This window comes from Streptomyces sp. NPDC088157, assembly GCF_044741545.1.
Taxonomy (GTDB): Bacteria; Actinomycetota; Actinomycetes; order Streptomycetales; family Streptomycetaceae; genus Streptomyces.
This window is the reverse complement of record NZ_JBIUSU010000005.1, coordinates 474,369-493,107: the sequence shown is the minus strand read 5'-3', so window position 1 is coordinate 493,107 and position 18,739 is coordinate 474,369. Positions and strand designations below refer to the sequence as shown.

The window sequence follows — 18,739 nt, the reverse complement described above, 5'->3', positions numbered from 1 at the left end:
GTTGGCCGTGCCTGCCGCCTGGGCCGTGCCCGTCGCCTCCGGCGTGCCAGCGGCTCCCGGCATATCGGTTGCCTCCGGCGTGCCCGCGGCTTCGGCTGTGCCTGCCGCCCCCGACGCGACCGCCGGTCCGGCCGTGCCCGCCGCCTCCGACATGCCCTCAGCTTCGACCGCGCCCGCAGCGTTGGCCGTGCCTGCCGCCTGGGCCGTGCCCGTCGCCTCCGGCGTGCCAGCGGCTCCCGGCATATCGGTTGCCTCCGGCGTGCCCGCGGCTTCGGCCATACCCGTCGCCTCCGGCGTGCCCGCGGCTTCGGACATACCCATCGCCTCCGGCGTGCCCGCGGTTTCGGCCATACCCCCCGCACCCAGCGTCCCCGCGGCTTCGGCTGTGCCCGCCGCCTCCGACGCGACCACCACCTCCAGCGTGCTCCACGCTTCGGCCGTGCCCGCAACCGTGGCCGTGCCCGCAACCGTGGCCGTGCCCTCGGTCTCGGCCGTGCCTGCAACCGTGGTCGTGCCCGCAACCTCGGTCGTGCCCGCAACCTCGGTCGTGCCCGCAACCTCGGCCGTGCCTGCAACCGGCTTCGGCGTCTCCGACACCCCCGGCGTCTCCGACACCCCCGGCGTTTCCGGTCCCCCCGGCGTTTCCGGCGCCTCAGGGGGGTCCCGCCCCCGGGTTCACGGGTCGGCGTCTTCCGGGCAGGGGGCGGTGGTCGCGGACGGATCGGGCAGGCGTGATCTCGAGTCTCATGCCGCCATCTCCACGGCCGTCCGGGCCGGGCGGCACGCCGACGCCGATGTGCTTGCCGCCGACTTGGAGCAGGCCGCCGCCGCCTCGTACGGGCCCGGGTCCGAGGAGGCGCTGCACTGGGGTGAGGTGCGGGCGGATCTGGCGATGTTCGCGGGGGACGCCGAGCGCAGTTGCCGTACCTGGATGGCGGTCGCCGTCGCGCGGCTGGCCGCCGGGCAGCCGGTCGACGCGCCCGCCGTGGAGGCGGCGGTCGACCGGGCGCACCACCAGTGGGGCCGGATCGCCGACGTGCCGCGGGCCCGTGCGCTGGGGCAGGCGATCGCGGAGTTGCGCGCCCGGGTGCCGGGCCGGCGTGAGGGCGCGCTGGACCACGTCCAGCAACAGTTGCGGCAGTTGCAGACGCAGGGGTGAGCCGCCTCCCCGGAGGGCGGCCGCTTCGCCGGCGGGGGCAGGGCCTAGTGGCGCTCCGCCATGTCGTGGCGGGCCGTCGGGGAGACCGGTGTGGTCTCCGTGTGTCCGGCCGGGCCCGCGTTGGCCGCCGTGATCAGTGCGGTGACGGCAAGGACCGCCGCGGCGACGGCTCTGGCATAGGGCGCCGAAGGGCGTGCGGAAGGGCGTGCGGATGTGCTTCCGGGCACGGCTACCTCGCAACGTCGGCAACTGCGATACTCACGTCAACCAACTGTTAAACGTGCTTAACTCGCCGTTTAACCTAGAGGCTGAGATAGTCCAACGGCAAGAGGCACAGGGGGAGTTGGGGGAGTCGGGCGTGGGAGAGCGGGACGAACCGGAGGTCGTGGGGCGCCGGGTGCAGCGGTTGCGTGTCGAACAGGGGCTGACACAGAGGCAGTTGGCCGAGCCGACCTACACCCCTGCCTATGTCTCCACGCTGGAGGCGGGCCGGGTGCGGCCCTCCGACGAGGCGCTCAAACACATCGCCGAGCGGCTCGGCGTCGACTTCGAGGAGCTCGCGACCGGCCGGCCCGCCCGCCTGGTCACCGATCTGCGCCTCCGCCTCACCGAGGCCCAGCGAGCGCTGGCCACCGGGGAGGCGGAGGAAGCGGCTCTCCAGTACACCGCGCTGCTCACCGAGGCCCGGGAGCACGGGCTCGACGAGGAGCAGGCCACCGCGCTGCTCGGCCTCGGGGAGTGCGGGATCGACACGGGCGACCTGGACACCGCCCTGCGCTGCTTCGAGCGCGCCGAGGCCTGTCTCGCGCACGCGCCGTTGCCCGCCCGCGTCCCCGCCTTGCGCGGCCGCGCCGTCGCCCACTATCTCGCCGGTGAACTCCGCTACGCCGTATACCTGCTGGAGTCGACCCTCGACGAGCTCAACCGGGGCGGGCTGCACGACCCCGACGCGCTGCTCCTCCTCTACGCCTCCGTCATCGGCCCGTACATGGACATGGGCGCCCACGCCCGCGCCGCGCAGGCCGCCGAGTTCGCCCTCGCTCTCGCGCCCCAGGTCGGCGACCCCGCGCTCGTCGCCCGGATGCACCGTTCCGTCGCGCGCACGCTCCTCGCCGAGGGCCGCCTCGCGGAGGCCGACGCCTCGCTGGCCAAGGCGTCCGAGCTCTACCGTCAGCTCCAGCTCCGTACCGAACTCGCCAACTGCCACTGGATGCGCGGCTACGTCTACGCCCAGAACGGCGAACTGGAGCGTGCCGAGGACGAGTTGAAGCAGGCCCAGGGCATGCTCTCGGCCCAGCGCGCCGCGCTCTACAGCAGCCAGGTCGCCGTCGAGCTGGCCGACGTCCTGCACCGGCGGGGCAAGTCGGAGGACGCCGCCGCGCTGCTGCACACCGTGCTCGGGGACCTGTCGCCCGAACGCGGTGCCGTGCACTCCGCGGGGGCGCACCGGCTGCTCGGGATCATCGCCGAGGACGCGCGGGACACGGAGGCGGCGGAGGAGCACTATGTGCGGGCGCTGAGTCTGCTGGAGCGGGCCGGGGCTGCGGGGGATCTCGCCGATCTGTGCCGGATGCTGGGGGATCTGCTGCGGCGTACGGGGCGGGTGGAGGCGGCGCTCGACGCGTATCGCACGGGGCTCGGGCACCGTACGGCGCCGGGGACCACGACGCTGGGGCCGGCGCCCGCGCAGCCGCCGCTGTAGTTTCTCGCCCCCGCCGCCCCTTCCCGTCCCATCCCTGGGGGCTGCCGCCCCCAGAGCCCCGCTTCGGCCCTGGACGGGCCTCGTCCTCAATCGCCGGACGGGCTGGAAGGGGGCACGGAATTCTCCGCTCGGCTCCTGCGGCGCCGGCCGCGAGGCCGCCCAGCGGGCCGCGCAGGGCGTCGGGTCCTTCCCGGCGCTCCCGGCGGGGAGCCCGGTCGAGCCGACCGGTGGCCGGGTGCAGCTCGCGCGCGATCCACGACAGCGGGTGTTCGCTGAAGGGCCGTACCGTCCGCCTGACCGGAGTCGTCACCCACGGTGACGACAGCACCTGGTACGTCACCCGCCTCCTCGCCACCCGCTGCGCCGCCGACGCCGCCATGGGCAAGGTCGAGATCCGGGACGCGGACGACGACGTCCTGCCCGCCGACACCTGGGTCACCGTCACCGGCACCTGGCGTCCGAAGGGCGCGCTCGGCTCCGACGCGGCCTGGCCGCCGGTCCTGGACGCGGTCACGCTCACGCGGGTGAAACAGCCCGCGGATCCGTACGAGAAGCCGTAGCCGAAGCCGGTTTCCCCGGTGGGCGCGGGGTACCCGGCCCATCACGAGGGGTGGCCGGCCCGTGGACGGAGGTGATGACCATGGGCCACCGGGAGCGGGACCGGGTCGCCGAAGTCATCGCCGAGGAGACGCGGGGCGCCGGTCCGCGGGAGGTGCCGCAGCGGTTGTGCGACGCCGTGATGAAGCTGCTGCCGGTGAGCGGCGCGAGCATGTCGCTGCGCGGCGACGGGATGCCGGTGCCGTTGAGCGCCAGCGGTGAGCGGGCCGCCCAGATGATGGAGATGGAGGTCACGCTGGGGGACGGGCCCTGTTTCGAGGCGGCCGAGACCGGTGCGATGGTCTCCGCCGCGGACCTGCTTTCGAACCGGGACGCCTGTCGCTGGCCGGTGTTCGCGCAGCAGGCGGCGTCCGTCGGGGTGCGGGCGGTGTACGCCATGCCGCTGGGCGACCGCGCGATGTGCGTGGGCATCCTCGATCTCTACCGGGACGTGCCCGGTGAGCTCGCCGCAGAGGAGGTCCGCACGGCGCGGGTGGTGGCCGAGGCCGTGACGGCGGCCCTGGTGGTGCTGCCGAGGGCGGAGCCGCACGACCCGGACGACGTCGGCCGCTGGCTCAGCCCGCTGGCCACCGAACACGACGAGGTGTACCAGGCCGTCGGGATGGTGATGGCCCAGCACGGCATCGCCGCGGACGAGGCGCTGTCCCTGCTGCGGGGCCACGCCTTCGCGCACAGCTGCACCGTCCTGGAACTGGCCCACGAGGTGGTCGCCCTGCGGCTGAGCTTCGACGACGAGCCGACCGTCTGAGCCGCCCCCGAACCCGCACGCACCCGCCGCGACACCCCCACCCGCGCCTCAGCCCTGCGTCTCGCACGCGCGTCTGAGTCCTGCGTCTCGCACGCGCGCCTGAGTCCTGCGTCTCGCATTGCGCGTCTGAGTCCTGCGTCTCGCACGCGCGCCTGAGCCCTGCGTCTCGCACCCGTCCCTCAGCCCCGTCCCTCAGCCTCGCGCCTCAGACCCGCACCTTCCCCTGCTGTCGGACGTCCGCCAGTCGCCGGACGCCGAGCTGTACGGCCGCCTGGGTCGCCGCGTTCGGTGCGTCGTTCAGGCCGCCGTTGGTGAGGACGAAGGCGTCCTCGCCGGCCCGGACGGCGGCGACGTCCAGGGTGAGGGCGGTCGGGTCGCCGCCGGGGTTCTCCTCGGCCGTGGCCCAGATCGTCAGGGTCACGCGCAGGCCCTGGCGGACGTCACCCACCTCCGGCAGCGGCAGCTCGGAGACCTGCACGTCCAGCACGGTGTCGCCGGTCGCCTCGGCCGCGAACCGGGCGCACTTCTGCGGCATCGTCCTCAGCCAGGCCAGCCTGCGGTCGACGTCGGCCGGACGGGCGCCGATCAGCTGGTAGCGCAGCTGGGCGCCGGCGTCCGGGTCGTCGAGTCCGACGACCGCGCGGGCGGGACCGCCGAGCAACTCCTCGGCGTAGAGGGCGTCGAGGAGTCGCCGGCAGTCGGGGGTCGAGGTGGTCGCCTTGAGAATCCCGTCCCGCCAGGTGGCGGCGCCCTGGGTCTTGGTCCAGGGCGCGCCGAGGTCGGTTTCGGTGATGAGAGCGGCGCGCGCCTGCGCCTCGGTGAGGACGGGGGAGGTGGTCGGCGCGGTGGGCCGGGCCGAGGACCGCGCGACGGTGGGGGTGGCCGGCGCGGCGGTCGGCGGGTGCTCGAGACCGAGGGTGGCGCAGCCGGTCGTGACGGTGGCGACAGCGGCGACCGCGACGAGGAGAAGCGTGGAGGCCGGGGAAGCGGTACGGGCCATCGGGGGTGCCTCCAGAAGTGCGCGCGGTACCGAGGGGTGTGCGGGAGGGCGGGGGTGTGCCGGTAGTGCCTTCTCTCACGGCAACACCGGTGCCACGGGGCGACCAGCGCGGCGGTCCGTACGGGTTAACCGCGTTGCTGCGGGCGGGTGGCGGGGCGGGTGGCCGGAGTGTGGATCGGCGGGGGAAAACGGATCGCGTCCCGCTGGATCCGGTTGCTACGGTCGGCTCTATGAAGCGCGCCCAGCCGTCCCTCACGACGACGCCGGACCCCGTCCCGGCGCGCTGATCCACGAACTGGATGTCCGAAGCCCCGGGGCGAGTGCCCCGGGGCTTCGTCGTTCCCCGGCTCCCTCGCCCCGCCTCGATGAGGGAGCTCCCCATGAACGACCATGACCACCGACGCCTCGGCCGTGAGCTGGGCCTTTTCGACACCGACCCCCTGATGGGCGCGGGGCTGCCGTACTGGCTGCCCGACGGCGCGGTCGTACGCCACACCCTGGAGGAGTACGTACGGGAGGCCGAGCGCGCCGCCAGCTACCACCACGTGTACTCGCCGGTGCTCGGCAAGCGTGAGCTGTACGAGATCTCGGGCCACTGGGACCACTACAGCGAGGACATGTTCCCGCCGATGCAGCTGGGCGCCGAGCAGGTCGTGCTGCGCCCCAGCCTCTGCCCGCATCACGCGCTCATCTACCGCTCCCGTTCCCACAGCTACCGCGAACTTCCGCTCCGCATCGCCGAGTTGGGTGGAATGTACCGCTCCGAGCTGTCCGGTGTGCTCGGCGGACTGACCCGCGTACGGGCCATCCAGCTCAACGACGCCCACGTCTTCTGCACCCTGGAGCAGGCCGTCGACGAGGCCCGGGCCGCCCTGGAGCTGATCGGCCGCGCCTATGCGGACCTGGGGATCCGCCCGGCCCGGTACCGGCTCTCCCTGCCGGGCGCGGGCGGCAAGTACGTCGCCGATCCGGAGCTCTGGAGCCGGGCCACCGCTCTGCTCCGGCAGGTCCTCCACCGGGCGGGCATCGACTACGACGCCGTCGAGGGCGAGGCCGCCTTCTACGGTCCGAAGATCGACGTACAGATCACCGACCGGGCCGGCCGCGAGGCGACCCTCTCCACCGTCCAGATCGACTTCCACCAGCCCGAGCGCTTCGACCTGCACTACATCGGCGCCGACGGCGCGAAACACCGCCCGGTGATGGTGCACCGCAGTGTCATCGGCAGCGTGGAACGGGCCGTGGCGCATCTCCTCGAGGAACACGGTGGCGCGTTCCCCGTGTGGCTGGCGCCCGTCCAGCTGGTCGTGCTGCCGGTGTCGGAGGCGCAGGGGGAACGGGCGGCGGAGCTGGTGCGTCGGGCGGTGGCGGCCGGACTCCGGGCGGAGCTCGCCGGGCCGGAGCGGGGCAGCCTGGGGGCCCGGGTGCGGGCGGCGCGGCTGGTGCCGTACCAGGCGGTGATCGGGGAGCGGGAGGCGCGGGACGACCTGGTCGCCGTCCGGCTGCGCGACAACCGCCGCCCACCGGCGCTGCCCGCCGACGAGCTGGTCCGCCGGATCGGGGAGCGGGCTGCGGCGCGTGGAACCGGGCTGTGGGTGTGAACGGGCCCGCGCCCGCCCGTACAGGGGCGGTGGCGGTGGGTGGGCGCATAGGGTCGGTGGCGACGGCGACCGTGGTGCGGAAGGAGTTACCGAGGTGACCGAGCAGCCCATCCCCGTGATCATCGACTGCGACACGGGTGTCGACGACGCCCTCGCCCTGCTGTTCGCCGTACGCCATCCCGGCCTGGACGTGCGGGCGGTGACGTGCGTGGCCGGGAACACGGACGTGGACGGCGTGGTCCGCAACACGCTCACCGTGCTGGAGTACGCGGGCGCCGGGGACGTCCCGGTCGCCCGGGGCGCGGAGCGGCCGCTGATCGAAGCGGTCCGCACGGCAAGCCATGTGCACGGGCAGGACGGCATGGGCGATCTGGGCCTGCCGGCCCCGACCCGCAGGCCCGTCGACGTGGACGCGGTCACGTTGCTGCGCCGCGAGATCCTGGCCTCCCCGCGCCCGGTTACCCTCGTTCCCACGGCCCCGCTGACCAACATCGCCCTCCTGCTGCGCACCCACCCGGAGGTGACCCGCAACATCGAGCGGATCGTGTTCATGGGGGGCGCGGTGACGACCGGGAACGCCACGCCGGTCGCGGAGTTCAACGTGTGGCACGACCCGGAGGCGGCCGCGATCCTGCTCACCGCCGGCGTGCCGATCACCATGTACGGCCTGGACGTGTTCAAGCGGGTCCTGGTCCCGGCGGCGGACGTGGCGCGGCTGCGGGCGAGCCCGGAACCCCGCCTCCGGCTGGCCGGCGAACTGCTCGCCCACCGCGACCCCGCCACCTCCGGCGACCCCACCCCGACCGGTGGTCTCGGCGACGCGGGGGCGGTCTGCGCGGTGGCCGACCCGGCGGGCCTGACCACCGAGCTGCTCCCGGTCGAGGTCTCCCTCGCCCCGGGCCCGGCCCGTGGTCAGACGATCGTCGACCGGCGCCCGCGCCCCGGCGAGTCCGAGATCCACGAGGGTGTCCGTGAACAGACCCTGGTGGACGTGGCGTTGGACGTGGACGTGGAGCGTTACGTGAAGCTGTGGCTGACGGCGCTGGAGGGCTGACACCCCTCAATACCCGAACGGGGCCCGGGAGCAGTGCTCCCGGGCCCCTCAGCGTCAGCACCGCAGCGTCACGTCGTGCGCGCAGTGTCAGCCGCGCAGCGTCAGGCCGACCCCGCAGTGTCGGCGCCGCAGCGTCACGCCGTCCGCGACGGTGTCAGCGCCGCAGCGTCAGCCGCGCAGCGTCTTGCGGCGGCGGGTCGCGACGACGATCGCCGCGCCGCCCGCCAGCAGTGCGGCCGCGCCGCCGGCGATCAGCGGGGTGTTGCTGTCCGCGCCGGTCTCGGCGAGGTCGCCACCGCCACCGTTCGGCGTGGCCGCCGGCGCGGTGGTCGACTCGGAGGCGGACGCGGACGGCGTCGGCGTGCTCGACTCCGACTCCGACGCGGACGGCGAGGGAGACGTGCTCCCGGACGTCGACTCCGACGGCTCCGACGGCTCCGACGGCTTCGACGGCTCAGAAGGCGTCGAAGCGGACGGCGACGGCGACGATCCACCGCCCCCGGCCGGCGGCGGCTGCTCGGTGACCGTGCAGTCCTTCGTGCCGCCGTTCCAGGCCGCGATCAGCTTGTCCTTGATGACCGGACGGTCCGGACCCTTGGGCAGGTCCCCGTGGACGAACCCGTCCTTCGCGTCGAGCTTGCCGTCGAACCTGACCGCGCCGCGGTAGAGGTCGATCTGCGCGTAGCAGCCGGCGTCGGGCACGGAGATGTCGAGGGTGTCGGTCTTGCCGGGCTTGACCGTCACGGTGTCGAAGTCGACGAAGACCTGCTCGCCGGAGGTGCGGAAGCTGGCGCCGTGGGCGAGGTAGGAGGCGAGGGAGGCCGTGCACGTCGTCGCGTCACCGGCCGCGCGGACCGTGACGTGGATCTTGCCGTCCTCGGTCGGCTTGAGGTTCTGGTCGTCGACCCGGACCGAGTCGTAGAAGTGCGTGCCGTCGAGCGAGAACTCGCAGCGGTCGGTCCCCGTCTCGGTGCCCGCGCCCGTTCCCGGCTGGTACTGGCCGCCGGACTTCCAGCCGTCGCCACCGGGTGTCCCGGTACTGGCGAAGGCGCCGGAGGCGGCGGCGACGGAGGCGGCGCACAGGGTGAGCGAAGCGGCGCCCGTCCCCAGCAGGCGGCGCACGGTGACACGTCTCGCTATGGACATGCGAATCCCATTCTTGGCGAGTGCCAGGCTTCATCGGCCGGAGCGGAACGGCCGGGGCTGATTGGTCAGATCAGAAGAAGAAACACCAGGCCCTCCGGTCACGGGGGCCACAGTGTGGGCCCATCGTCGTGCGGACCGTAGACCGCTGTCAACCTGGGCCAAACCTCAGGGAGTTCAAGATTCCGTCACATCTCCGGCACGTGCGGAATGATCTACTCCGAATGGCTCGCGCGTTCACATTCCCGGCAAGATGGACAGACTTCCGTTCATGACCGACTTCTCCTCACACCGTCCCGACTGGTGGCGACAGGCCGTCGTCTACCAGGTCTATCCGCGCAGTTTCGCCGACGCCGACGGCGACGGACTCGGGGACCTGCGAGGCGTCACCGGTCGGCTGCCCCACCTTGCCGGCCTCGGCGTGGACGCCCTCTGGCTCTCCCCCTTCTACCCGTCCGAGCTCGCCGACGGCGGCTACGACGTCGCCGACCACCGGGACGTGGACCCGCGCCTGGGCACCCTCGCCGACTTCGACGCGCTGGTCGCCGAGGCCCACCGACTCGGACTGAAGGTGATCGTCGACCTCGTCCCCAACCACACCTCCCACCAGCACGTCTGGTTCCAGGAGGCGCTCGCCGCCGGCCCCGGGTCACCGGCCCGGGAGCGCTATGTCTTCCGCGCCGGGCGTGGCCCGAGCGGCGAACTCCCGCCCACCGACTGGCAGTCGGTCTTCGGCGGCAGCGCCTGGCAGCGCGTCCCCGACGGCCAGTGGTACCTGCACCTCTTCGCCCGCGAGCAGCCCGACCTGAACTGGGACCACGAGGAGGTCCGCGAGGACTTCCGCACCACCCTGCGCTTCTGGTCCGACCGGGGTGTGGACGGCTTCCGGGTGGACGTGGCCCACGCGCTGGCCAAGGACCTCACCGAACCCCTGCGCGACCTGGGCACACCGGAACTCCTGGGCGAGGCGGCCCTCGACCGACTGCCCCCCGGTACCCACCCCTTCTACGACCGCGAGGAGGTCCACGAGATCTACCGCGACTGGCGCCGCGTCCTCGACTCCTACACCCCGCCCCGCACCGCCGTCGCCGAAGCCTGGGTCCCGGGGCCCCGCCGCGCCCTCTACGCCCGCCCGGACGAACTCAACCAGGCCTTCAACTTCGAGTATCTGCAGGCGGCCTGGGATGCCGAGGAGATCCGTACGGTCATCACCGACTCGCTCGCCACCGCCCGCGCCGTAGGAGCCTCGGCCACCTGGGTCCTCTCCAACCACGACGTCCTGCGGCACGCCTCCCGGCTCATGCTGCCGCCCGGCACGGACGACAACGCCTGGCTCCTCTCGGGCGGCCACGCCCCGCGCGTCGACGTGAACGCCGGCCTGCGCCGGGCCCGCGCGGCGACCCTGCTGATGCTGGCGCTGCCGGGATCGTCGTACGTCTACCAGGGCGAGGAGCTGGGTCTGCCCGAAGTCGCCGACCTGCCCGTGGAGGTGCTCCAGGACCCCCTGTGGGAGCAGACGGGCCGCGTCCGCAAGGGCCGCGACGGCTGCCGGGTGCCGCTTCCCTGGACGACGACGGGAGCGTCGTACGGGTTCGGCGCGGCCGGTGCCTGGCTGCCGCAGCCGCCGTATTTCGCGCGGTACGCCGTCGAGGCCCAGGAGGGGGTGCAGGGTTCCACCCTGGAGCTCTACCGCACGGCCCTGCGCCTGCGCCGCAAGCTGCTCGACGGCGAGGAGTTCGGCTGGCAGTGGGACACCCCGCCGGGCGTGCTGGCCTTCGCCCGCCACGACGGCTGGCGGTGCGTGACCAACCTGTCGCAGACACCGGTCCCGCTGCCCCCGGGGGAGGTGCTGCTGAGCAGCGCTCCCCTCGACGGAGACGGCCGACTGGCTCCGGACACGACGGTCTGGCTGGCCTGAAACCGGTCCCGGACCGCCGCCCCGGCCGAAGTGGAAGTGAAACATTCCGGTCCGCGCACCTCGTCTGTCGAGGGTGAGGCACATGTTTCCTCGTGTGCCCGATCACCTCTCCGAGGGGGACAGTTGCGCAGAAGACTCAACGGACCCGGCAAGGCCGTCATGGCAGCGGCGCTCGCGCTGATCGCGGGGACCGCCGGTGCCCTGCCGGCCGGCGCCGCGCCGGTGGCGACCGGATCGCCTGCCGCCACCGGCGCGGGCACCGCCGCCCCCGTGACCCACTGGATCACCCTGATCACCCAGACCACCACGCCTACCGGACCAAGTAGGCCCGTACGGGCGGCCTGATCCGCCGCACGGGCCCTGGCCCGTGCGGCGCCGGAGCGGCCCGGCCGACACCTGTCGGCCGGGCCGCTCCGGCGTGCGTGCGTCCGTCGGTTATCCGCCGTTGCCCGCCACCGCGCCGCCGATGTCCACCGGGGTGGAGGTGGCGTTCGGCGGCGGGGTCAGGACGATCAGGGGCTGACCGGCGGGCGGGACCGGCGGGGTCATGTCCGCCTTGGGCAGCTTCGGCGGGGTGGTCTGGGTGAACAGCGTGGTGTCGAAGTCGACCAGGCCGGTCTGCTCCATCACCGTGATGTGGTCCAGGACGGTGTTGTTGGCCTGGTCGGCCAGGGCGCGCACCAGCGTGTTCTTCGTCGTCGAGCGGATCTTCGCCACGGTGTTGAAGATCGAACCGTGCGTCATGCGCAGGATGTTGGCGAAGTCGACGTCGAACTGCTTGCCCTGGTCCGCCTTGAGGGTGTTGACGAACCCCTCCTGCTGCGGACTGGCGATGTTCGGGATCGTGATGTTCAGCATCGGCGCGATCTTGCGGCAGGTCTCGTCCAGGGCCGCGTGCCCGTCGATCAGGTGCTGGCTGGCGACGAGGACGCCCTTGCTCTGCCCCTTCTGCAGCCCGATCTGCCCGACCGGGTACTCCCAGAGGCCGGCCGCGCGCACCGCGACGACGAAGGAGCGGTCGCCTTCCGTCAGCGGACCCCACTGGGTGTTGGCGATGATCCGGTCGGTCGAGGTCGACACGGTGTCAAGTCCGAGCATCGATGGGTAGGCGAGGGCGCTGAACGTCAGGGTCAGCGCACCGCCGACGAACAGCGTTCCCATCATGTTTCGCGAAAGTGGCACCGTGCCTCCTGCCCGGTCGGGGATTCCGCCGATGTGTCGATGTGCTGTGTGTCCGGTGGGGGCGGACACACAGGAGTACGCACGGGGAGCCGATCCGACTCACCGGTAGCCGTGAAAAGTTGATGGACGACAATCACGGGCCCCGGGTAAGTTCCCTCAAGGAACTCACTGAATGCCATGCCGGACAACGAGGGGACCCGTGGTGCAGCAGACCTGGACCGCCGTCGACGACTACTTCCGAGTCCGCCGCTTCACCGAACTGGTCGCGGAACACCCGGAACTGACGGCCACGGCGGTTCAGACGGTGGGCGAAAAGGGGTACGACGGTTTTGTGCTCGCGCTGGTGACGGACTGAGCCGGACCCGGGCCGGCCAGGACAAGCTCAGGCGGACCGGGACCGGGACCGGGACCGGGATCGAACGGGACGGCCGGGACGGGCCCAGGCCGGCCGGGCGGACTCGGACAGGCTGACGAGGGGGCGTTGGGATGACGGTCGCGAGACTGGCAGGGATCACGTACTACCCGGTGAAGGGATGCGCGGGGACGGCGCTTTCGGAGGTGACGCTGACGAGCACCGGTCTGCTGCACGACCGCACGTACGCGATCGCCGACGAGAAGGGCGACCTGCGCTGGCAGTGGGGCGACCCCGGACTGGCCCTGATCACCCCGGAGTCGACCGACGGCGAGCTGACGCTGAGTGCGCCGGGCAGGGACCCGGTGCGGGCGGACAGCGCGGACGTGCACGCGTGGCTCACGGACGTCCTGGGTGCCCCGAGCACCCTGGTCCGGCCCCCGGCCGGCAACAGCGGCCGCCTGCACCTCGTGTCCCGGGCGAGCCTGGACGCCCTGAACCACCGGCTCGCCGAACGCGGAGCCGCGCCCCTCCCGATGGACCGCTTCCGCCCCAACCTGGTGGTGGACGGCTGGGACACCCCCCACACCGAGGACGGTGCCGCCCGTCTCGCCATCGCCGGCACGGAGCTGGCCTTCACCGAGGACACGATCCGCTGCGCCATCACGATGGTCGACCAGCACACCGGCCGCCGCTCGGGCCCGGAACCCCTGCGCACCCTCGCGGACTACCGCCGGGCCGACGGCGGCGGAGTCGCCTTCGGCGCGTACTTCGAGGTGCGGCGGGCTGGGAGGGTGTCGGTGGGCGACGAGGTGATGGTGACTTCGGGTCCGGCTTCGGGTCCGGCTTCGGGTCAGGCTTCGAGTTCGGTTTCGAGGGGAACGTCCCGCCACAGCGCGCGTACGGCGGAGGTGCCGTCGTCGGACAGGTGATCGTCCGGCACGGCCCGGACGCGCGCGGTCGTGCCGTCGGCGGTGACCGCGGGCGGCCCGCCTGATCCACCGGATACCCGCCGGCCCCGCGGCCGGTCAGAGGGTGCGCAGGAAGTCCGCGACGACGGCGGTGAACTCCTCGGGCTTCTCCATGTTGAAGTAGTGGCCGGTGCCCTCGATCAGCACGGAGCGGCCGTTCCGGACGCCGTCGGCCAGGCGCTGTGCCGCGGCGATCACATCGGGGGTGTCCAGCGCGCCGTTCACCGTGAGCACGGGGACGTCGATCTTCGGCACCCGCGACCAGGTGTCGGTCACCCGGACGAGCCAGTCCTTCTCTCCGGGCGTGTGCTTGGAGAGGGTGTTCAGGGCCATCTCGCTCAGGCGGCGCGGGATGTCCGGGTCCACCTCGTCGAGAGCGCGGTGCGGGCCGGGCACATAGCTCAGGAACGCTTTCAGCCAGCCCTCGATGTCACCCGCGGCCAGGGCACGGGCCGTCTCGGCCTGGATCGCCCGGTGCCAGGGGTCGGAGTCCTGGAACTCGCCGGTCGAGGCGCCGCCCACGACGGCCGCGCGGACCAGCCCCGGGTGTTCGAGCAGGGTGTCGCTGACGATCACGCCACCCATCGAGACTCCGACCAGCACCGCGGGGCCCGCGTCGAGGTGGCGCAGCAGCGCGGCGAGGTCGTCGGCCCAGCGGAAGGGCCGGGTCGCGTTGGCGGAGGCGCCGTGGCCACGCACGTCCGCCGCGATCACCCGGTGGGTGAGGGCGAGCGCGGGGATCACCGCGTCGTAGACACGGTGATCGACGAATCCCGAGTGGACCAGGACCACGAGTTCTCCGGCGCCGGCCTCGCGGTAGGCGAGGTCCCCGTCGGCGGAGGCGAAGTACTTCATGTCCGAGGCAGCAGTCATGACAACCAAGGTGTCATCTCACTCGGGTGTTGGCAACCTAGGTGTCATAATCCCGGGTGCATCATGTGGAGGTGAACGACACCGACCCGCCTCTCCCCGCCGACCCGCCTCACCCCACCGACCCGCCTCTCCCGGCCGACCCGCCTCTCCCGGCCGACGAACTCGGTCACCGGCTCACCGAGGTCTTCGACCTGGTCGGCCCCCTCTACCGCCGCGCCCTGCGCAAGGTCGAGCAGGGCGAGGCCGTCGAGGGTGCCTCCGTCGGGGTGCGCTCGGTGCTCGATCTGCTGCGCCGCAAAGGAGACCTGACGGTCCCGCAGCTGAGCCGTATCCAGGCGCTGAGCCGGCAGTTCGTGCAGCGCATGGTCAACGACGCGGTGGCGCACGGGTGGGTGGAGACCCTGCCCAACCCGGCGCACCAGCGCTCGTCCCTGATCCGGATCACCGATGAGGGCCGGACCCTGATCGCCACCGTTCTGGACCGCGAGCACACCCTGAACCGCGAGGTCGGGGGCGATCTGACCGACGCCGAGGTGCGGGGCTGTGTACGGGTGCTGACAGAGATGCTGAGGACGTTCGACCACGTCGACGTCGACGACTGAGAGGCCCCGGGGCGCCCCTCGGCACCTCCACGTTCTTTGACGTCCCCGGGCGCCCTAGATGCCCTCGATGCGTTTCATGCCCTCCATGAGCTTCAGCCGGCGGCGGGTCTGGAGGGCGCGCCTGATCGTGTGGATGCGGACGGCGGTGAACACGGCGACGGCGGTGCCGAGGGCGGCCCCTATCCACTCGCCGTCCCGGATGGCGGCATAGAAGAGGAGGCCACTGAAGGGGACACCGACGACGACAAGCAGAGGCTCGCGCACCCAGAAGGGAAGGACGCGGAGTACGAGACCGATCATCGGGTCACTTCAGCAGGCGTGGCCCGCGCGGGCTGTGATGGAGGCCACAATTCCGGGAGTTCCTGTGTGTATGGCGTGCAGAAACTGAGCGAGCGGGGCCGGGGCGGTGGTGAGGACGGTGCCGGGGTCGTCCGACTCACGGAGGTGGAGCGTGGCGGGGGTGGACGCGAGTTGGACGCAGTCGTTGCCGTCGCCGCCGTCGGAGTAGGTCGACTTCTGCCAGTTGGTGGGAATCACAGCGCGCCTCACAGCTCCTTCACCAGGGTGTGGATGAAGTCACGCGACCGTTCCGGTTCGAGTGACGCAGCCTCCACCTTAAGGAAGCGCGTGCGGTACTCCGCGAGTTGAGCCTCGGAATCGACCAGGGCCGCGCCATGGGGAGCGTCGCGAACGACCGTGTCCAGCCTGGTCACTGGGCCGCCCAGATAGGTCATGCTGCTGCCACCCCTGGAGAAACCGTCAAGGTCGAGAGGGATGACACGGACGCTGATGTGATCCGCTTCGGAGAGTTCCAGGATGCGTGTGAGCTGGACTCGTGACGCGGCACGGTCGCTGACCCTGATGCGCAACGCCGCCTCGTGAATCACCGCCTCGAGTCTGATGGGTGCCGCACGCTCGATGGCCAAGCGGCGTGCCATGCGGTGCCGAACACGCAACTCGAGCTCGTCTGTGCTGAGTTCAGGGATCCTGTTGGAGAACACAGCCCGGGCGTACTCTTCCGTCTGCAACAGGCCCGGCACGAACAGAACGGCCACATTGGTCTGGGTCCGAGCGTGGTGTTCCAACTCCGACAGGTCCAGGAACGACGCCGGCAGCAGCCCCCGGTACTCCTCCCACCAGCCACGCGTCCTGTCGGCGGCCATCGCGGCCAGGGCGTCGATGAACTCGTCGTCCGTGCAGTCGTAATGGGAAGCGAGCCGACGTAGCCGCTCCTCGCTCACGCCCGTGACCCCGGACTCGATCTGGCTGATCTGGACGTTGCTCACGCCGAGGAGTGCGGCCGCCTGGCGCGCGGAGAGCCCCGCCGCTTCGCGAAGCCTGCGCAGTTCCAACGCCAGACGCATCTGACGGGCAGTTGGTTCGCGCCTGGTCGTCATCGGTACCCCTTGTTCAACTCGCTCGAAGACGCGACCCATTCGGGGCCAGATTACGCGATCGGCTTGCTGCACCGAAACATTCAGGTCTACCGTCGGTGACGCATCGCACACGCTGCGGAAGTGCACCACTCCGTCCTGCCAAGACGGCTGAGGCATGCCACCGCACGCACTTCCTGCGCCCCCACCTCCGGAGCCGACCCATGCCCGAAACCACTCCCACTCCCGACTCCTGGGAGTACTCCCTCTACATCCCCAGCGACCCCAGAGCCGTCACCGTCTGCCGCCGCACCCTGCGCCTGATCCTCACCCTGCACGGCCTGATTCGCCTGGTCGACACCGCGGAGCTGCTCGCCTCGGAGCTGGTCTCCAACGCCGTACTGCACGCCATGGGCCCCGCGTGCCTGCGTCTCCGTTTCCGGGACGGCGTCCTCCAGATCGGCGCCTGGGACGCGAACCCCGAACCGCCCGAGCCGCCGGGACGGCTGGAGGAGCCGGCCGACGCGGAGAGCGGTCGCGGTATGGCCCTCGTCCGGGCCTGCTCGGACCTCTGGCACTGGCAGCCGCTGTCCCGCATGGGCCACCGGGGCAAGTTGGTGTGGTGCGAACTGAACGCGGCGTAGCTCGTTGATCACGCCACCGCCACCGCCACCGCCACCGCCACCGCCACCGCCACCGCCACCGCCACCGCTGATCCGTTCGCCGATCCGAACGGATGACCGTCGGGGCTTGTGCGGTTGGTGATCCGTTGACCGCCCCGGTGAAACGTTGACCACTTCGCGGAGGAGTGCGGACGAAGGGGAGGGCGAGTCATGAGGATCCCCCGACCTAGATTCGCTGCATGTCCATGCCACAGCGGCCCCACCAGCCCGTCAGGGCTGCCGCCACGCTCCCCGTACTCCCCTACCGCAAGCCCACCAAGGGCCGCGACTACTGGGTGATCGACGACGTCTTCCCCGAGGCCGGCGTCACCGCGATCCGCGAGCGCTGCCTCGCCAAGGACGACTGGGTGAAGGGCTATCCGTACACCTCGGAGAGCTGGCCCGGACTGCGCACCATGCCGGGTCTCGAGCCGGGTGAACTCGGGCGCGTGGAGCGGCTGGTGAGCAGGGCGACGGGCGCGCGGAAACTGTGGGTGCAGCGGGCGCCCGGCGGCGGGACCCTCAACCACAACTGCGTCCAGGTGGTGGGAGAGGGCGAGAGCACTCCCCGGCCGCACTCCGACTCGCGCGCGCTGTGCCGGTACGCGGCCGTGCTGTACCTCAACCCGTCCGTCCCCAAGGACTGCGGGACCAGCTTCTACCGGCAGTCGCTGCCCGGCGGGCGGCTCGGCGGCAACGTCGTCCAGGCCCCGCACAACAACCTCGTCGAGGCCCTCGGCACCCGCTTCGTCGCGCCGGACGCCTTCGAGGAGGACGTACGGGTGCCCCACAAGCACAACCGGCTGCTCCTCTACAACGCCAACCTCGTGCACAGCGCGACCGGTTACTGCGGTACGACGCTGGAGGAGAAGCGGATGACGGCCGTCTTCTTCTGGATGGCGTGAGCCGAGCCGGGCGGCGCTGGACGCGACGGGGACGAGCAGCAGGAACGGACCGCCCACGAAAGCGCCCTGGACGCCCAGGTGGTGTGGATCGGTGACGACCTCCCGCGGCAGCCGGTCCGCGACGGACCTCTCCGGGTTCCGCGTCAGTACCGCACCGCCCGGGCCACCTCCGCCTTCACCTGCCCGGACAGCGTGCGGTTGCTGCGGGCCGTCTCCTTGCCGGTCTTGCCCGCAGCCACGTCGGAGACGGTGACGACGACCGTGTCCAGCCGGTTGCCCGCGGAGTCGGAGAAGTCGACCTGGACGCTGAAGGACTTCGACTCGTCGGTGGTGTTGGAGACGGTGACCTCGACGGTCGCCCGGTCGTCCTGGTCCGTGGCAGGCGCGCCGAGTTTCACGTCGGACTTCACGTCCACGCCGTCCTTGATCTCGCCCAGCTCGCGGCTCGCCTCCGCCGTCGCCGACGCGAGCGCCGAGGACGCCTCGGAGGCCAGGCCGGAGGCGAGGGAGGACGCGGCCGCCGTGGCTTCCCTGCCCAGCGACTCGGCCGCGGAGGCGGCCTTGCTGGCCGCGGACGACACGGACGAAGGGGTGTCCTCGTCCGAGCAGCCGGTGAGCGCGGTGGCGCAGCAGACAGCCACCGCCGTCAGCAGCACGCCCTTGGTGCGTGGCATCTCATGTCTCCTTGTGAGGGGTCCGCGGGCCTTCCTCCAGTGAAGGGGCGGTCCCGCCGGTCCGCATGCCGGGTCACCCGAACGGCGCACCCCCCGTGGTGGCGACCCTCGCCCGGACGGAGGGTCGGTGGAGCACGCAGTAGAACGAAGTGGAACAAAGCAGAACGAAATAGAACCAAGCAGGGAAGAAAGCAAGTTCCGA

At 71.9% G+C, this 18,739-nt stretch carries 21 protein-coding genes and 2 pseudogenes; 13 read left to right on the top strand and 10 right to left on the bottom strand.

Annotated elements, in window-relative coordinates:
- Positions 1-597: pseudogene (locus ACIPFH_RS22370) on the bottom strand (hypothetical protein); the annotation flags it as partial.
- A gap of 109 nt (positions 598-706) precedes the next feature.
- On the opposite strand from ACIPFH_RS22370, the gene ACIPFH_RS22365 reads away from it, so the two are divergent.
- Positions 707-1,159 (top strand): hypothetical protein, encoded by a 453-nt coding sequence (locus ACIPFH_RS22365; protein ID WP_401828687.1) that lies wholly within the window; start codon positions 707-709, stop codon positions 1,157-1,159.
- A gap of 44 nt (positions 1,160-1,203) precedes the next feature.
- On the opposite strand, the gene ACIPFH_RS22360 is transcribed toward ACIPFH_RS22365, so the two are convergent.
- Positions 1,204-1,386: a hypothetical protein gene (locus ACIPFH_RS22360; RefSeq protein ID WP_356252255.1), complete on the bottom strand. Its 183-nt coding sequence runs from the start codon at positions 1,384-1,386 to the stop codon at positions 1,204-1,206.
- Between the two features lie 131 nt (positions 1,387-1,517).
- On the opposite strand from ACIPFH_RS22360, the gene ACIPFH_RS22355 reads away from it, so the two are divergent.
- From ACIPFH_RS22355 to ACIPFH_RS22345, 3 genes are all read left to right on the top strand, one after another.
- Entirely contained in the window at positions 1,518-2,861 is a 1,344-nt protein-coding gene (locus tag ACIPFH_RS22355) for a helix-turn-helix domain-containing protein (protein WP_401828684.1), read from the top strand.
- A 227-nt stretch (positions 2,862-3,088) separates the two neighbouring features.
- Positions 3,089-3,421, top strand: coding sequence for a hypothetical protein (locus ACIPFH_RS22350; RefSeq protein ID WP_401828682.1), 333 nt, complete (start codon positions 3,089-3,091; stop codon positions 3,419-3,421).
- A 74-nt stretch (positions 3,422-3,495) separates the two neighbouring features.
- Positions 3,496-4,227 (top strand): GAF and ANTAR domain-containing protein, encoded by a 732-nt coding sequence (locus tag ACIPFH_RS22345; protein WP_401828680.1) that lies wholly within the window; start codon positions 3,496-3,498, stop codon positions 4,225-4,227.
- 205 nt (positions 4,228-4,432) lie between these two features.
- Here the strand turns inward: ACIPFH_RS22345 and ACIPFH_RS22340 are convergent, their stop codons facing one another.
- A complete protein-coding gene (locus tag ACIPFH_RS22340) occupies positions 4,433-5,227 on the bottom strand; it encodes a hypothetical protein (RefSeq protein ID WP_401828678.1) in 795 nt (264 codons plus the stop codon).
- Positions 5,228-5,607: 380 nt separating this feature from the next.
- On the opposite strand from ACIPFH_RS22340, the gene thrS reads away from it, so the two are divergent.
- Positions 5,608-6,828: a threonine--tRNA ligase gene (gene thrS, locus ACIPFH_RS22335; protein ID WP_401828677.1), complete on the top strand. Its 1,221-nt coding sequence runs from the start codon at positions 5,608-5,610 to the stop codon at positions 6,826-6,828.
- A gap of 94 nt (positions 6,829-6,922) precedes the next feature.
- Positions 6,923-7,882, top strand: a complete 960-nt coding sequence (locus ACIPFH_RS22330) for a nucleoside hydrolase (RefSeq protein ID WP_356252237.1) — start codon at positions 6,923-6,925, stop codon at positions 7,880-7,882.
- A gap of 168 nt (positions 7,883-8,050) precedes the next feature.
- On the opposite strand, the gene ACIPFH_RS22325 is transcribed toward ACIPFH_RS22330, so the two are convergent.
- Entirely contained in the window at positions 8,051-9,028 is a 978-nt protein-coding gene (locus ACIPFH_RS22325) for an LAETG motif-containing sortase-dependent surface protein (RefSeq protein ID WP_401828675.1), read from the bottom strand.
- 268 nt (positions 9,029-9,296) lie between these two features.
- Here ACIPFH_RS22325 and ACIPFH_RS22320 point away from each other — a divergent pair, with 268 nt between their 5' ends.
- Both ACIPFH_RS22320 and ACIPFH_RS22315 read left to right on the top strand, forming a co-directional pair.
- Positions 9,297-10,943 carry a glycoside hydrolase family 13 protein gene (locus ACIPFH_RS22320; RefSeq protein WP_401828674.1) on the top strand — a complete coding sequence of 549 codons (1,647 nt, stop codon included), beginning with the start codon at positions 9,297-9,299 and terminating at the stop codon, positions 10,941-10,943.
- A 123-nt stretch (positions 10,944-11,066) separates the two neighbouring features.
- A complete protein-coding gene (locus ACIPFH_RS22315) occupies positions 11,067-11,288 on the top strand; it encodes a hypothetical protein (protein ID WP_401828673.1) in 222 nt (73 codons plus the stop codon).
- Between the two features lie 90 nt (positions 11,289-11,378).
- Here ACIPFH_RS22315 and ACIPFH_RS22310 read toward each other — a convergent pair whose 3' ends face one another.
- On the bottom strand, positions 11,379-12,104 hold the full coding sequence (locus tag ACIPFH_RS22310; protein WP_401829231.1) for a DUF4142 domain-containing protein: 726 nt from the start codon (positions 12,102-12,104) through the stop codon (positions 11,379-11,381).
- Positions 12,105-12,366: 262 nt separating this feature from the next.
- On the opposite strand from ACIPFH_RS22310, the pseudogene ACIPFH_RS22305 reads away from it, so the two are divergent.
- A pseudogene (locus ACIPFH_RS22305) lies at positions 12,367-12,480 on the top strand (methyltransferase); the annotation flags it as partial.
- 131 nt (positions 12,481-12,611) lie between these two features.
- Entirely contained in the window at positions 12,612-13,409 is a 798-nt protein-coding gene (locus ACIPFH_RS22300) for an MOSC domain-containing protein (protein ID WP_401828671.1), read from the top strand.
- A 96-nt stretch (positions 13,410-13,505) separates the two neighbouring features.
- Here ACIPFH_RS22300 and ACIPFH_RS22295 read toward each other — a convergent pair whose 3' ends face one another.
- Positions 13,506-14,321, bottom strand: a complete 816-nt coding sequence (locus tag ACIPFH_RS22295) for an alpha/beta fold hydrolase (protein WP_401828670.1) — start codon at positions 14,319-14,321, stop codon at positions 13,506-13,508.
- A 191-nt stretch (positions 14,322-14,512) separates the two neighbouring features.
- Here ACIPFH_RS22295 and ACIPFH_RS22290 point away from each other — a divergent pair, with 191 nt between their 5' ends.
- Positions 14,513-14,923, top strand: a complete 411-nt coding sequence (locus ACIPFH_RS22290; RefSeq protein ID WP_401829228.1) for a MarR family winged helix-turn-helix transcriptional regulator — start codon at positions 14,513-14,515, stop codon at positions 14,921-14,923.
- 54 nt (positions 14,924-14,977) lie between these two features.
- On the opposite strand, the gene ACIPFH_RS22285 is transcribed toward ACIPFH_RS22290, so the two are convergent.
- Genes ACIPFH_RS22285 through ACIPFH_RS22275 form a run of 3 tightly spaced genes read right to left on the bottom strand, consistent with a single transcriptional unit; the run spans position 14,978 to position 16,320 of the window.
- Positions 14,978-15,223, bottom strand: coding sequence for a hypothetical protein (locus tag ACIPFH_RS22285; RefSeq protein WP_401828668.1), 246 nt, complete (start codon positions 15,221-15,223; stop codon positions 14,978-14,980).
- 9 nt (positions 15,224-15,232) lie between these two features.
- A complete protein-coding gene (locus ACIPFH_RS22280; RefSeq protein ID WP_401828667.1) occupies positions 15,233-15,472 on the bottom strand; it encodes a DUF397 domain-containing protein in 240 nt (79 codons plus the stop codon).
- On the bottom strand, positions 15,469-16,320 hold the full coding sequence (locus tag ACIPFH_RS22275; RefSeq protein WP_401828665.1) for a helix-turn-helix transcriptional regulator: 852 nt from the start codon (positions 16,318-16,320) through the stop codon (positions 15,469-15,471). Before ACIPFH_RS22275 ends, ACIPFH_RS22280 begins: the two co-directional genes overlap by 4 nt.
- 200 nt (positions 16,321-16,520) lie before the next feature.
- Between ACIPFH_RS22275 and ACIPFH_RS22270 the strand changes: the two genes are divergently transcribed.
- Both ACIPFH_RS22270 and ACIPFH_RS22265 read left to right on the top strand, forming a co-directional pair.
- Positions 16,521-16,940, top strand: a complete 420-nt coding sequence (locus ACIPFH_RS22270) for an ATP-binding protein (protein WP_401828664.1) — start codon at positions 16,521-16,523, stop codon at positions 16,938-16,940.
- Positions 16,941-17,158: 218 nt separating this feature from the next.
- Complete coding sequence (locus ACIPFH_RS22265; protein WP_401828662.1) at positions 17,159-17,863, top strand: DUF6445 family protein; 705 nt, start codon at positions 17,159-17,161, stop codon at positions 17,861-17,863.
- Positions 17,864-18,006: 143 nt separating this feature from the next.
- On the opposite strand, the gene ACIPFH_RS22260 is transcribed toward ACIPFH_RS22265, so the two are convergent.
- The gene (locus tag ACIPFH_RS22260; protein ID WP_359129036.1) at positions 18,007-18,537 is read right to left on the bottom strand and encodes an FxLYD domain-containing protein; all 531 of its coding nucleotides are present in this window, start codon (positions 18,535-18,537) and stop codon (positions 18,007-18,009) included.
- Positions 18,538-18,739: the final 202 nt, after the last annotated feature.